Source organism: Algiphilus aromaticivorans DG1253, from assembly GCF_000733765.1.
Lineage (GTDB): Bacteria > Pseudomonadota > Gammaproteobacteria > Nevskiales > Nevskiaceae > Algiphilus > Algiphilus aromaticivorans.
Genome location: NZ_JPOG01000001.1, coordinates 727856 through 741348 on the forward strand (window position 1 = coordinate 727856; position 13493 = coordinate 741348).

The window sequence follows — 13493 nt, forward strand, 5'->3', positions numbered from 1 at the left end:
CAAGCTCGCGCGGCGTATCGCGTCGCGGTGGTGGCTGCGTCGTTTCGGGCGACGAGGCTTACCCTGTGGGGCATCGCCAGGGCGGCTCAGAGTCTGGATCAGAACGCTCGGCGGAATCTGCGGGATCTACTTTGCGGTTCCAGCTTAGCGTGCCGTGCTCCGAGGCGGCTCTCTGACCGCGGCTACCCGAGAGACGTAGCGCGGTCTCTCGCACGCTGAGTTCGCGTCGGCTCAGTTCGCGAGGCGCGCTCGCTGCCTTCTAATGGCGCAGGCAGCTGCGAAGAAAGTCCGCAATGTCCTGACGTGCCTGCTGCACTTCGGGGAAGATCGCCTCGAAGAGCGGGAAGGCGTGGGGCAAACCGGGCCAGACGTCAACGCGTACCTCGACGCCCGCCTCGTACATGCGCCGGCCCAGCAGCAGCGTGTCATCGAGCAGGATCTCGGCGTCGCTGGTCTGCATGAAGATCGGAGGCAGGCCATCGAGATCCATGTACAGCGGCGATAGCTCGGGATCCGAAGCGTCGTGCCCGCCGGCGTAGAGCGGATCGATACGATGCAGCGCCTCGGCTGGCAGGATCGGGTCGCTCTTGCGGAAGCGTGCACGCGATGGCGGGGCATGGATGCGCCCCATCTCGGTGGCCGGCGAGATGGCGGCTGCGCCGGCCGGCATTGGCAGACCGGCGGCGCGTATGCGCTGCAGTAGCCCCAGCAGCAGATTACCTCCGGCCGATTCGCCGGCCACGACGATGCGGCGCGCGTCGAAGCCGCGCTCCAGCAGGGCACGATAGGCGTTCTCGCAGTCATCCAGCGCTGCCGGGTGGCGGTTGAAGGGGGCGAGACGATAGTCAGGCAGGAAGCCTGATCCGCCGATGCTGCGTGCCAGCTTTGCGACGAGGGTCAGATGCGTGGCCGGCACGGCGGGAAGGATGAAGGCGCCGCCGTGCAGATAGAGCAGCACCGGCGCCTCGGTGTTATCGATATCGCCGACGGTGTGGCCCGGCACGCGGCCCAGCACGCGGTAGTCCTGCGTCAGCGCCGCCGTGTCGCGGCAGGGCTGGGCGGCCATGCGCAGCTGCAGGCGGGCGATGCGCTTGTGCGAGCCGCTGAGCATGAAGCTCAGCCACGGCCGCAGCAGCCAGCGCATCAGGCAGATGATCAGCCGGGTGCGCCGGCCTAGTGTGACCGCCTTGTTGCGGAGATAGCTCTCCGCCGTGCTGTCGTCCTCGCTTTGCATGGCGTCAGCCTACCTACATGCGGAAGACGCCGTAGCGCGGCTCACCGATCTCGGTGTTGAGCGCTGCCGACAGGGCGATGCCCAGCACGTTGCGCGTATCGGCCGGGTCGATGATGCCGTCGTCCCAGATTTCCGAGGTCGACCAGTAGGCTGAAGACTTGCGTTTGAACTCCGCCAGTACCGGGTCGCGAATGGCGGCGTAGTCTTCGTCGGAGAGCTTCTGGCCCTGCTTCTCCAGCTGCCGGAATTTCACATCGGCCAGGGTGTTGGCGGCCTGCTCGGCGCCCATCACCGAGATCTGGTGATTCGGCCAGGCGAAGACGAAACGCGAATCAAAGGCGCGGCCGGACATGCCGTAGTTGCCGGCGCCGAATGAGCCGTGGCACATCACCGTGATCTTCGGTACTTCGCAGTTGGAGACCGCCATGATCATCTTGGCGCCGTCCTTGGTGATGCCCTGTTCCTCGTAGGCGCGACCCACCATGAATCCGGTGATGTTCTGCAGGAAGATGATGGGCGTGCGGTTCTGGTTGCACAGCTCGATGAAGTGCGCGCCCTTGAGTGCGCTGTCGTTGAAGAGCACGCCGTTGTTGCCGAGGATGCCCACTTTGTAGCCCCAGATATGGGCGTAGCCGCAGATCAGCGTCTTGCCGTAGTTGGGCTGGTACTCGTGGAAGCGCGAGCCGTCGACCACGCGCGCGATGACCTCGCGCATGTCGAACTGCGCCTTGATGTCCTTCGGAATGACGCCGTAGAGCTCATCGGCCGGGTAATAGGGCGCCTCCGGCTCCTGCCACTCGATCTGCGCCTTGGTCGGGCGCTTGAACTGCCCGACGATGTCGCGGGCGATGGCGATGCCCTCTTCCTCGCTGGAGGCCGGGTAGTCGGCCGTGCCCGAGGTGGAGGTGTGCATGTCCGCACCGCCCAGATCCTCGACGGAAACCTCCTCGCCAGTGGCGGCTTTTACCAGCGGCGGGCCGGCCAGGAAGATGGCGCCGGTGCCGCGGACGATGACGTTGTAGTCGGAAAGCCCCGGCACGTAGGCGCCGCCGGCGGTGCAGTGACCGAGTACGACGGCGACCTGCTGGATGCCCATCTTCGAGAGCATGCACTGGTTGCGGAAGATGCGGCCGGCGTAGTACTTGTCCGCGAAGAGCTCGGCCTGTTCCGGGAGAAAGCCGCCGGCCGAATCGCAGAGGTGGATGACCGGAAGGCGATTCTCGATGGCGATATCCAGCGCGCGCACGGTCTTCTTGACCGTGATCGGGTACCAGGCGCCGCCCTTGACGCTGGCATCGCCGGCGTTGATGACGACCTCGCGCCCGGCGACGATGCCAATGCCGGTGACGCAGGCAGCCCCTGGCACCTCGCCGTCGTAGAGCTCGTTCGCAGCCAGCGAGGACAGCTCCAGGAAGGGCGTACCGGCATCGAGCAGCAGCTCCAGGCGCTTGCGCACGAAATGCTTGCCCTGCTTGTCGAGGCGATCGAAGTCCCGCTGCGGGCGGTCCTCGCGCGCACGGCGCTGATGCTCGCGGAAGGCCGCGACGAGGTCGCTGTTGTGCGCGTGGTTGGCCTGGTAGTCGGGCGAAGCGGTGCTGACGGTGCTCTGAATGCGTTTCATGTCCGGTGTTCCTGGCGGGCGGTGGCGCGGCGGGTGGCGAGGGCGCTCATTCGTTCGGCTCCAGCGTCAACAGCACCGCGTCGCGATCGAAGCTTTGCGCGATGGCGAAGTGGATCTCGGCGACCGTGCCGTCGCGGGGCGCAGCCAGCGTCGTCTCCATCTTCATGCTCTCCATGACCAGCAGCGTCTGGCCGGCGGAGACCGCGTCACCGGCCGCGACTTCCAGTCGCACGATGCTGCCGGGCATGGGCGCGCGCAGCACGTCCTCTTCGGAGCCCCGCAGCGCCGCGGCCAGTCGCTCCAGCGGGTGGGCGTAGCGCAGATGCCAGTTGCGGCCGCGGCAGTGGATGAAGACGTCGTCGCCGTGCGTGGCGACCGTGACGCGCTCGCTGACGCCGTTCACGGTCAGGATCGCGCTGCCGTCATCCTCGGGATGAAGATTCACCGGCAGTACCCGGTCCTCCAGATGCAGCCGGTAGCCGTGCGCGCTGCGCGACAGCGCCATCGGCTGCTCGTTGTCCTCAAGCTTGAATGCGTGATGCATGGTTCTACTCGTCTATTTCCTCTCTCCCGCAAGCGGGAGAGGGGCTAGTGGTGCCGGGGTTGTCGGGTCGCTTGGGCATTGCTTGCATCATTTGCCTCGTTCCCCTCTCCCGCTTGCGGGAGAGGGGTTAGGGGAGAGGGACCAGTGTCAGTTGCTCCACGCGCCGATCGCCGCGTGGAGCGTCGGTGTGCTGTCGACTACGTCGCGGATGGGCCGCACCGACAGCGCGGCGGCGGCCAGCAGCCGTTCCACCGTTGCTGTGTCCGGCGGCTGCGACTCGGCGACCTCGGGATGCGCGTCCAGATAGCCGGTGTGGATCTCGCCGGCGACGAAGTCGGGGTGATCCATCAGCGCGCGCAGGAAGGCGGTGTTGGTCTGGCAGCCGAGCAGCACGGTGGCCTCCAGCGCGCGGCGGGCGCGGGCGATGGCCTGCTCGCGGTCTTCGCCCCAGACGATGAGCTTGGCGATCATCGGGTCGAAGGCCGCCGTGACCGCGCCGCCTTCGACCACGCCGCCGTCCCAGCGCACATGCTCGCCGGTTGGCGGTATCAGTCGCAGGATCGGGCCGGTGGTGGGCAGATAGCCGGCCGCCGGGTCCTCGGCATAGATGCGCAGCTCGATGGCGTGCCCCTTCGTGGTGATGGCGGCCTGTTCGAGATCGAGCTTGTCGCCGGCCGCGATGGCCAGCTGCTGGGCGACCAAGTCGATGCCGGTGACCTCCTCGGTGACCGGATGCTCCACCTGCAGGCGGGTGTTCATCTCAAGGAAGAAGAACTCGCCCTTGCCGTAGATAAACTCCACCGTGCCGGCGCCGCGATAGCCGATGGCGCGGGCGATGCCGGCCGCCGTCTCGCTGATCTGTTCGCGCTCGGCCTGGCTGAGCGCCGGTGCCGGCGATTCCTCGACGATCTTCTGGAAGCGGCGCTGCACCGAGCATTCGCGCTCGAAGACGTGCACGACATTGCCGTGCGCGTCGCCCAGCACCTGGACCTCGATATGGCGCGGGTTCTCGACGAAGCGCTCGGCGTATAGCCGGCCGTCGCCGAAGTAGCGCTGGCCCTCGCTGCGGGCAGTGGCGATCTCGGTCTCCAGCACGGCGAGGTCGCGCACGATGCGCATGCCCTTGCCGCCGCCGCCGGCGGAAGGCTTGATGAGCAGGGGCGCGCCTACTGCGTGTGCGCGCTCGACGAAGTCGTCGGGGTTGTCGTCCTCGATGGCCGATGGCGCGACCGGGAAACCGCTCTTCTCGACGAAGCCGCGTGCGCGCACCTTGTCGCCCATCAGCTCGATCTGCTCGGGCTTGGGGCCGACGAAGGCGATGCCGGCTGCCTCCACGGCACGCGCGAAGTCCGCGTTCTCGGAGAGAAAGCCATAGCCGGGATGGATGGCGCCGGCGCTGGTTTGCTTCGCAGCCTCGATGATCTGGTCGCCGTCGAGGTAGGCGGCCACCGGAGTCTCGCCGGTGATCTCCACCGCTGCATCGGCTGTAGTCACAGCCGGGCTGCCGCGATCAGCGGCGTGGAAAACCACTGCCGCGCGCAAGCCGAGGGCGTGCACGGTGCGGATCACGCGCAGCGCGATCTCGCCGCGGTTGGCAATCAGGACGGTATCGAAGGGCCATTGCCCTGGGGATGTGCTCATCGGGACGTTCTCGGGGTAACGGAATTCATGGATGACTGTCGGCGGCAGCTTTGTGGATGCCGCGGCTGATCAGTTCGCTGAAGCTGCGCGCCAGCGGCTCGACGTCGAGACCGCCGCGGCCGAAGAGATAAGGCCAGCTGTGGTGCTCCATGCCGCCGTAGATGGTGTCGCGCAGCAGCGGCACGGAAAGGTCGGCCCGGAAATAACCGCGGCTGACGCCGTCGCTGAGCACGCGCGTCAGCAGACCGGCGTAGCGCCGGTTCATGCGGTGCAGCGCCGAGCCCTGGTAGTCGTGCTCGCCGCGTACCTCTCGGAACATCAGGCGGCAGAGCAGGGGATCGTCGCGGATGGCTTCCAGATGCAGGCGGATCAGCCGATAGAGCGCGTCGGGCGGATCGGCCGCTTCGTTCAGGACGGCCTCACCGCGGTTAAGCAGCTGCTCGTACCAGCGCGCCAGTACTGCGAGCATCAGATCGCGCTTGGAGTCGAAGTACTTGTAGATCGTGCCCTCGACGACATCGATGCGCGCGGCGATACCGGCGACGGTCGTGGCGTCGAAGCCTTTCTCGGCAAAGGCCGCGCGTGCGGCCTCTAGAATGCTCTCGACGCGCTCGGCGCGCGGCATGCGCGCGGCGTGCTGGCGCTGAGTGGGTTCGCCGGTCATCGCGCTTTCGTACTCCGCCGCCAGGCCCTTTCCCCCGGCCCCGCTTCCGCAGGTCGAAGAAGGGACGAGAATGGCCGACCATTCAGGTCCCCTCTCCCCCGTCCTCGGGGGAGAGGGCAGGGAGAGGGGGAGGCCGGCGCACGCCGGCCGCTGCACGACATTTGGCGGCCGAATCCCACGATCACGCCTTCACCAACCCCTCATCGACCCACTGCTTCGGCACGTGCACCGGGCAATCCATGAGGATCTGCGCCAGCATCTTGCCCTGCGGGTCGTAGCGCAGGCTGGCCGTGCCGCCGCCGCCGAGGGCCTGCTCGCAGTAGAAGTTCATGCCTTCCAGGCCGGGCCAGTCGTAGCGCGTGATGGCGCCTTCCAGCAGGTGCCCCATCCAGTTGCGAACCGTCCTGGCGGTCAGCTCGGCCTGCAGTACCGGCAGGAACTCCGGGCGCCGGGCAAGTACACCGATGTTCGCGCTGTCGCCCTTGTCTCCGCTGCGCCCGTAGGCGATGGCGCGCAGTGGTACCTGCACCGTATCGCCCAGAGACATGCTGCCGCTAATGGAGGGTGCCGGTTCGGCTTGGGTCAGCGCACCGCCATCCGGCACTTCGCAGGGCATGCCGTCGACCGCGACGGGCACCTCGGCCTTCGGCAGCAGGAAGGAGAATAGCCGCAGCAGCGGCGTCACCTTCGGACGGCCGCCGGCGAAGCCGGTAATGCCCTGCGCCATGCTCGTGGCTGGCGGAATGAACTCGCGCGAGAAGATTTCCAGGGCGTCGCGATTGTCGTGATGTACGGCAATCTTGAGAATGACCTCGCGCGTGTGCCGTGTCTGTGACTGCGGTCCCCAGTTGGCTTCGGCGCCCAGGGTTTCAATGTGGGCGCGGCGATAGTCGCCCAGGCTGCGCTGCTCGAAGAGCCGGCGCGTGCGCTTGAGGATGGCCGCGGCCACCGCTTCGGCCTTCTCCACGGCCTCGGGGCCGCCGATCATCATCGTGCCAGTGGCGCGGAATCCGTCCTGGTAGGTGGCGCAGACCTTGTAGTCGCCGCCCGGGGCGGCTCCCTTGGCGCCGCTGACCTTCACCCGGTTGTCGCCGTCCTGTTTGCAGCGCACCTGCCGGAAGTCGCAGCAGACGTCCGGCAGCAGGTAGTGGCCGGGATCGCCGATCTCGTAGACGATCTGCTCGGCGACGGTTTCCGGCGTGATGCGCCCGCCGGTGCCTTCGGGCTTGGTCAGCGTGAAGCTGCCGTCCGCGGCCACCTCGGCGATGGGGTAGCCCATGTTGTCCCAGCTGTCGGCGACCTCGCGCCAGTCCGTGGTAATGCCGCCGGTGGCCTGGGCGCCGCACTCGATGACATGCCCGGCGAGGCTGCCCATGGCCAGCTTGTTGTAGTCGGTGGGCGACCAGCCGAAGTGCTGGATCAGCGGGCCCAGCGCCACGGCGCTGTCGACGCAGCGGCCGGTGATGACGATGTCCGCGCCGTTGGCCAGCGCCTGCGCGATGGGGAAGGCGCCCAGGTAGGCATTGATGCTCCAGGGTTTGGCCGGGAATTCGGCGCCGCTGAACATCTCGCGGATGCCGCGCCCCTGCAGCTCGCCGGAGCGGTCGAGCAGATTGTCGCCGGTGACGATGGCCACCTTCAGATCGACGCCCAACTCCTTGAGCTTGGCGTCGATGGCTGCCTTGCAAGCCGCCGGGTTCACTCCGCCGGCGTTGCTGACGACCTTGATGCCCTGCTCGGCGAGCTTGCCGGCCTGGGCGGCAACGACCGCCGGAAAATCCGTGGCGTAGCCGGCCTCCGGATTCTTCGCGTGCGCCTTGGCCAGCAGCGACATCGTGATCTCGGCCAGATAGTCGAAGACCAACACGTCGATCTGCCCGCTGTCGACCAGCTGGCCGGCAGCCTCCGCGCTGTCGCCCCAGAAGCCCGAGGCGCAGCCGATGCGCAGGTTCTTGCCGCTCATTTGCCGGTCCATTGCGGTGCGCGCTTGTCCTGGAAGGCGCCCATGCCTTCGGCGGCATCCTGCGTGGAGGACATCACCGGCACCATGGCCTGGGCGTACTCCAGTGCCTGCGGCAGCGTCATGTCGCGCATTGCGTGGAAGGCCTGCTTGCCCAGGCGCACGGCGGTGGGTGACTTGCCGACGGTGCGCTCCAGCAGCCAGTCGAGCTTCGAATCCAGCTCGGCGCGCGGCACGACATAGTTGAACACGCCCCACTCCAGGGCCTCGGCGGCCGAGAACTGCTCGCCGGTGATGCACATCTCCTGTAGCTTGCGCGCGGGCAGCATGCGCAGCATGTAGGGCAGGATCATCATCGGCGTCAGGCCGATTTTCGACTCGGTGGTGCCGATGCGGATGTCGTCGGCCGCTACCGCCATGTCGCAGGCGCAGAGCAGGCCGAAGCCGCCGGCCATGACGTGGCCGTTGACGCGCGCGATCAGCGGCAGCGGGCACTCCTCCAGCTCCTTGAAGAGCTTGACGATGTAGTGCTTGGGCTGCGAGAAGTCGACTGCGAAGGCGCCACCCTTGACGTTCTTGGCGAGGTCGGCGCCGGCGCAGAAGGCCTTTTCTCCGGTGCCCGTCAGCACGATGGCCCGGGCATCCTCGGCCACGGCCTGCCGGATGCCGTCGCCGATACGGCCGATGACCTCCTGATTGATGGCGTTGCGTCGCTCTTCACGGTTGATGGTGATCCACTGCGCCGCGCCGCGGCGCTCGACGATGACCGAATCGCTCATGACGGCTCCCTGTTCTGGACAGAATCCTTGACTGGGAGAGCCTATGCAGCGGCTGGTGAGTCGGCCTCACCCATTTGCGCGAGACGGGCGTCAGCGGTAGCGCGGGGTCGTCGTCCTTCAGCCCGACAAGGCGGCTGGGCTGAAACCTCGCTGTCGGGCTAAAGCCCGACCCACGGGCGGTCTGTGGGTCGGCCTTCAGGCCGACATGGTGGTCAAGCCGAAGCGCGGGAGTCGGGCTCAGGCCCTACCCGCATTCCGACGGTCCGGATCAGTCGCCGTAGAGATCGCGCGTCATGCGACTGAAGAAGCGCGTGCGCGTCCGGCTGCCGAACAGGCCCATGACCGCGCGTACGGCGCGGTTCATCCGGCCGGGCACGAAGAGCGGTCCGCGTCCGCGCGCCAGCGCCTGCAACGCCTCCTCGGCGACGGCCTCCGGCGCCATCGGCATGGCCTTCGCCTGCTTGTGCTCGGGCGTGTTGGCGAGATAGGAGGGCGTGCCGATGGCGCCGGCCATGCAGGCCATCACCGCCACACCGCTGCCGCGGTTTTCTTCCCACAGGCTCTCGGCCAGCACATTGTTGAAGGCCTTGCTGGCCGCGTAGCTGGCGATCAGTGCGGAGCCCTGCAGGCTGGACATGCTGGACATCAGCAGGATGCCGCCGTGCCCGCGCTGGCGCATGGGCGGGATCAGCGCATGGCAGAGCGTCAGCGGTCCGCGACAGTTGACGTCGAGGATGCCCAGATGATTGGAGAGATCGGCCTCGTGGAAGTCATCCAGATGCGTGCGCGCCGCGTCGTAGACCAGCAGGCCGATCTCGCGGTCGCCGACGGCCTTTGGTAGGGCATCCGGCAGATCCGGCGCGCCCAGATCGAGCACAGCGGTGGCGACCTCGACACCGTGTGCCGCGCGCAGGCTCTCGGCGACGTCCTCCAGTGCGTGGCTCCTGCGCGCGACCAGCAGCAGCTTCAGGCCGCGGCTCGCCAGCGCCTCGGCGTAGGCGCGGCCGAGCCCTTCAGAAGCCCCGGCGACAAGGGCCCAGGGGCCGAATCGTTCTGCGAACTCGGGTGCGGACATGGCGCGTTATTCCGGATTGGGAGGATGTGCGTGATCGTCGCCGGCGGCGGCTGTCGCGCGCCTCGTCCGTTTCGGTTGCATGAAGCGACCGCGCGCTGTGTGCATGATGGGGGTCTCTGAAATATAGAAAACGATTCTCATGAGCGATAAAACCTGCCTTATCACCGGCCCGACCAGCGGCATCGGCCGCGCCACGGCCGAGGCCTTGGCGCGGCAGGGTTTTCATCTGGTGCTGGCCTGCCGCAATGCCGAGCGCGGCGAGGCGCTGGCCGAGGTACTGCGCGCGGCCGGCGGCAGCGCCGAGGTGCTGGAGATGGACCTCGCCAGTCAGCAGAGCATCCGCTCTGCCGCGCAGCGCTTTCTCGACAGTGGGCAGCCGCTGCATCTGCTGATCAGCAATGCCGGCGTCGTCAATCTGGAGCGGCGCGAGACTATGGATGGCATTGAGGAGAACATGGCGGTGAATCATCTCGCCCCCTTCCTGCTCACCGAGCTGCTGCGTCCGCGCCTGCTGGAGAGCCCGCCGGCGCGCATCGTCACGGTGGCTTCGGGCGCGCACGCCTTCGTGCGCGGCTTCCGCGCCGACGACCCCGAGTTCAGCCGGGCCCGCTACCGGCCGTTGAAGGTCTACGGCCACTCCAAGCTCTGCAATATTCTCTGGACACGGCATCTGGCGAAGCAGCTGGAAGGCACGGGCGTGACGGCCAACTGCCTGCACCCCGGGGCTGTCGCGACCTCGCTGGGCACGAATAACGGGCGTATCGGGCGCCTCGCGATGGCGGTGTTGCGCCCCTTTTTCCGCACTGCCGAGCGTGGCGCGAGGACGTCCGTGCATCTCGCGACGAGCGCGGATGTAGCGGATGTCAGCGGCGGCTATTTCGTCGACTGCCGGATACGCAGGCCAAAGCCGTGGGCCGAGGACACGGTCGCCGCCAAGGCTCTCTGGGCGTGGAGCGAGCGCATGACCGGGCAGCTGCCCCTGGGCTGAGCGACACCACTCGACGGCGCGGGGCTGCTGAAGTAGCGTGAGCAGCGTGCGGAAGGGGAGGCTCTGCAAATGGATGTGCAGATGAGCTGCGGGATCGCGCGCTGGCGTGAATTCGCCCTCGTGCTAGGCATCGTGTTGTTAGCCGGATGTGGGAGCGGTGGCGACCGTGCCGGTGAAGAGGCCTCATTCGATGTCGCATTCGAGGCGGCTTCTGCGCGCGCGGACTGCGGCGGCGAGATTGATGTCGGCGCCGATGTGCCGGCCAGTGGTTTTGCGGTCGACGCTGCGAACACGCGCAATGCGTCCTCGATGATCGACGCCGGCAATGTCGAGCAGCTACAGCTCGCCTTCGTCGATGTCGCAGCAGGCGTGACTGAGCGGCGCGGAGCGCCCGCGGTGACCACGCAGGCGATTTTTGCCGCCGCTGGTCGAGACATCCTTGCCATCGACCGTCACAGCGGCTGCCGCTACTGGTCGTACCGCATTCCCCAGCAGCGCCCGTTGCGCGGTCGCAACGCGGTGCGCTCGAGTGCGATTTACTACCTGCCGGGGGAAGCGGAGGCGCCGCCGCTGGTTCTGGCTGGCGACAGCTTCGGCTTTTTCTACGCGCTGAACGCGCGCGACGGCAGTCTCGTCTGGTCGCGCTTTCTCGGCACCGAGCCGCGCCATCACTGGATTACCGGGGCGTCGCAGCTCGCAGGCGATCGGCTGCTTGTGCCTGTATCGAGCAAGGAAGTGCTGACCAGTGCCACCGAGCTGCTCCGGCTCTGTTGCAGCAGTCACGGACTTCTTCAGGCACTCGATCCGCGAAGCGGCGAGACGCTCTGGACCTATCACACCACCGACGAGGCGAGTTATCACGCCGAAAGCGGGCAATTAGCGCCCAGCGGTGCAACGATCTGGAGCGTGCCGGCGGTGGACGAGGTGCGCTCGCAGGTCTACATCAGCACGGGGCAAAATCTGAGCCGCCCCACGACCGAAACTTCCGACGCCATCATCGCCCTCGATCTGGAAAGCGGCGAGCGCCGATGGGTGTTCCAGGCGACGCCGGGCGATGCCTGGAATCTCGGCTGCTTTCGCTTGCCCGGGCTGAGTCCCGACTGCGCGCTGCCGGTCGGCCCCGATCACGATTTCGGTGCGCCTCCGATACTCGCGCGTCGCCCCGATGGCAGTGATCTCGTCGTCGCCGGAGCGAAGAACGGCGTGGTTTACGCCCTGGATCCGGATAGTGGCGCGCTGGAATGGCAGCGGCGAGTCGGTGTTGGTGGCACCCTCGGCGGCATTCATTGGGGTATGGCCGCTGACGATGAGCGCGTCTATGCCGCCATCGCCGATGCAACCGTCAGCAAGGCCCGCGGGATATCGCTGGGCGCCCTGGAAGTCGGACAGCCCGCCGGTATCCAGCCCGTCACCAACGCACGGCCGGGTATCTATGCGCTGGATCTGGATACCGGTGCGCTCGTATGGGAGCGGCATCCGCGGCACGAGCGCGAGGGCGCGATGTACGACTCGCTGTTCTCTGCGGCGCTGACGGTCACCAACGATGTGCTCTTCGCCGCTTCTCTCGACGGCACGCTGCACGCACTGCGCAGCAGCGATGGCGAGCCGCTGTGGCGATTCAATACGGCCGTAGCCGTCGAGAGCCCCGAGGGAGCCTCAGGCAATGGCGGCGAAATCGACGGCGCCGGGCCAGTGGTCGCCGGCGACAGTCTGATGGTGAACTCGGGCTACGACACCTTCGGGAATCCCAATGCTTATCAGGCTGGTCCCGGTAACGCGCTCTTCGTGTTCCGGTTGCAAGAGCCGTAGACGAGGCTCAGCGCGTGGGATGCTATAGGCACCGTCGCGCTGCAGGTTCCGCGCCTCCTGGCAAAAGGCGCTACCGGATGAAGCCGCGCGACTGGCGCGGGTTACTTTGGTTTCGGCCAAAGTAACCAAAGCCATGGTGCCCGCCGGGTGGCCTGCCGCGGCTGCGCCGCGGCAGGTTCCCGAGTCGGACGACGTGCTCGGGGCACGCGCGAACAGACCATCCTTGGCCTGGTCGCGCTCGCTCGGCATCCCTGCCGAGCGACCCCTGCGCGCGACGCCAGGCTCGGCCACCCTCAAAGGGCACGGATCGTTCGGGCTGGCCGCTTCGCGGCATCGCCAAAGCATCTCCAAGACTCAGTCAGGACGCATCTCTGCGAATCTGTGAAATCTGCGGCTAAAAACTCTTGCGCCTGCCTTCAGGCCTTGAGCCGGTAACCGGTGCGGAAGATCCAGACGATGGCCGTCATGCACAGCGCCATGAAGAAGACCGTCATGCCGAGGCTGACGCCGACGTGGACATCGGCGGCCCCCGTGAAGCTCCAGCGAAAGCCGCTGACCAGGTACACCACCGGGTTGAACAGCGTGACGGTCTGCCAGAAGGGCGGCAGCATGCTGATGGAGTAGAAGGTACCGCCGAGGAAGGTCAGCGGCATGACCACCATCAGCGGCACGATCTGCAGTTTCTCGAAGCCGTCGGCCCAGACGCCGATGACGAAGCCGAGCAGGCTGAAGGTCATCGCGGTCAGCATCAGAAAGAGCAGCATGACCAGCGGATGCGCCATCGGATAGTCGACGAAGAAGCGCGCCGTGATCAGGATCAGCACCCCGATCATCAGCGATTTCGTCGCCGCCGCACCGACGTAGCCGAGGACGATTTCGATGGCCGAGACCGGCGCAGACAGCACCTCGTAGATGGTCCCGGAAAAGCGCGGCATGTAGATGCCGAAGGAGGCGTTGGTCACGCTCTGTGTGAGCATCGACAGCATGACCAGGCCCGGCACGATGAAGGCCGCGTAGTCGACGCCGTCGATGTCGCCGATGCGCGAGCCGATGGCTGCGCCGAAGACGACGAAGTAGAGCATCGTCGACAGCACCGGCGAGGCGATGCTCTGCATCAGGGTGCGGCCGGTGCGCGCCATTTCGAAGCGGTAGATGGCGACCACCGCGCGCAGGTTCAG

Annotated in this window: 11 protein-coding genes; 2 read left to right on the top strand and 9 right to left on the bottom strand. The window is 67.0% G+C overall.

All coding sequences use genetic code 11. The features are described 5' to 3' along the window. Window positions 1-259 precede the first annotated feature (259 nt). The 8 genes from U743_RS03395 to U743_RS03430 all read right to left on the bottom strand — a co-directional run bounded on the left by U743_RS03395 (window position 260) and on the right by U743_RS03430 (window position 9518). Window positions 260-1234, bottom strand: coding sequence for an alpha/beta hydrolase (locus tag U743_RS03395; RefSeq protein WP_052367479.1), 975 nt, complete (start codon window positions 1232-1234; stop codon window positions 260-262). A 13-nt stretch (window positions 1235-1247) separates the two neighbouring features. Then, the gene (locus U743_RS03400) at window positions 1248-2855 is read right to left on the bottom strand and encodes an acyl-CoA carboxylase subunit beta (protein ID WP_043765520.1); all 1608 of its coding nucleotides are present in this window, start codon (window positions 2853-2855) and stop codon (window positions 1248-1250) included. Window positions 2856-2901: 46 nt separating this feature from the next. Continuing rightward, complete coding sequence (locus U743_RS03405) at window positions 2902-3399, bottom strand: acetyl-CoA carboxylase biotin carboxyl carrier protein subunit (RefSeq protein ID WP_043765521.1); 498 nt, start codon at window positions 3397-3399, stop codon at window positions 2902-2904. Between the two features lie 147 nt (window positions 3400-3546). Next, the gene (locus tag U743_RS03410) at window positions 3547-5040 is read right to left on the bottom strand and encodes an acetyl-CoA carboxylase biotin carboxylase subunit (protein ID WP_043765522.1); all 1494 of its coding nucleotides are present in this window, start codon (window positions 5038-5040) and stop codon (window positions 3547-3549) included. 25 nt (window positions 5041-5065) lie between these two features. Next, window positions 5066-5704: a TetR/AcrR family transcriptional regulator gene (locus tag U743_RS03415; RefSeq protein ID WP_043765523.1), complete on the bottom strand. Its 639-nt coding sequence runs from the start codon at window positions 5702-5704 to the stop codon at window positions 5066-5068. Window positions 5705-5885: 181 nt separating this feature from the next. Beyond that, window positions 5886-7667 carry an acyclic terpene utilization AtuA family protein gene (locus tag U743_RS03420; RefSeq protein WP_043765524.1) on the bottom strand — a complete coding sequence of 594 codons (1782 nt, stop codon included), beginning with the start codon at window positions 7665-7667 and terminating at the stop codon, window positions 5886-5888. Next, the gene (locus U743_RS03425) at window positions 7664-8443 is read right to left on the bottom strand and encodes an enoyl-CoA hydratase-related protein (RefSeq protein WP_043765525.1); all 780 of its coding nucleotides are present in this window, start codon (window positions 8441-8443) and stop codon (window positions 7664-7666) included. Before U743_RS03425 ends, U743_RS03420 begins: the two co-directional genes overlap by 4 nt. Window positions 8444-8711: 268 nt before the next feature. Beyond that, window positions 8712-9518, bottom strand: coding sequence for an SDR family NAD(P)-dependent oxidoreductase (locus tag U743_RS03430; RefSeq protein ID WP_052367480.1), 807 nt, complete (start codon window positions 9516-9518; stop codon window positions 8712-8714). Between the two features lie 139 nt (window positions 9519-9657). On the opposite strand from U743_RS03430, the gene U743_RS03435 reads away from it, so the two are divergent. Together U743_RS03435 and U743_RS03440 are read left to right on the top strand one after the other, a co-directional pair. Beyond that, window positions 9658-10506, top strand: coding sequence for an SDR family oxidoreductase (locus U743_RS03435; protein WP_043765526.1), 849 nt, complete (start codon window positions 9658-9660; stop codon window positions 10504-10506). Between the two features lie 81 nt (window positions 10507-10587). Further along, a complete protein-coding gene (locus U743_RS03440; protein WP_198021908.1) occupies window positions 10588-12315 on the top strand; it encodes an outer membrane protein assembly factor BamB family protein in 1728 nt (575 codons plus the stop codon). A gap of 416 nt (window positions 12316-12731) precedes the next feature. Here the strand turns inward: U743_RS03440 and U743_RS03445 are convergent, their stop codons facing one another. After that, window positions 12732-13493, bottom strand: a complete 762-nt coding sequence (locus U743_RS03445; RefSeq protein WP_043770946.1) for an ABC transporter permease — start codon at window positions 13491-13493, stop codon at window positions 12732-12734.

Bases quoted from the DNA above. Each gene is read 5' to 3' on its own strand.
- U743_RS03395 (WP_052367479.1), bottom strand. From the start codon at position 1,234: ATGCAAAGCGAGGACGACAGCACGGCGGAGAGCTATCTCCGCAACAAG.
- U743_RS03400 (WP_043765520.1), bottom strand. From the start codon at position 2,855: ATGAAACGCATTCAGAGCACCGTCAGCACCGCTTCGCCCGACTACCAG.
- U743_RS03405 (WP_043765521.1), bottom strand. From the start codon at position 3,399: ATGCATCACGCATTCAAGCTTGAGGACAACGAGCAGCCGATGGCGCTG.
- U743_RS03410 (WP_043765522.1), bottom strand. From the start codon at position 5,040: ATGAGCACATCCCCAGGGCAATGGCCCTTCGATACCGTCCTGATTGCC.
- U743_RS03415 (WP_043765523.1), bottom strand. From the start codon at position 5,704: ATGACCGGCGAACCCACTCAGCGCCAGCACGCCGCGCGCATGCCGCGC.
- U743_RS03420 (WP_043765524.1), bottom strand. From the start codon at position 7,667: ATGAGCGGCAAGAACCTGCGCATCGGCTGCGCCTCGGGCTTCTGGGGC.
- U743_RS03425 (WP_043765525.1), bottom strand. From the start codon at position 8,443: ATGAGCGATTCGGTCATCGTCGAGCGCCGCGGCGCGGCGCAGTGGATC.
- U743_RS03430 (WP_052367480.1), bottom strand. From the start codon at position 9,518: ATGTCCGCACCCGAGTTCGCAGAACGATTCGGCCCCTGGGCCCTTGTC.
- U743_RS03435 (WP_043765526.1), top strand. From the start codon at position 9,658: ATGAGCGATAAAACCTGCCTTATCACCGGCCCGACCAGCGGCATCGGC.
- U743_RS03440 (WP_198021908.1), top strand. From the start codon at position 10,588: ATGAGCTGCGGGATCGCGCGCTGGCGTGAATTCGCCCTCGTGCTAGGC.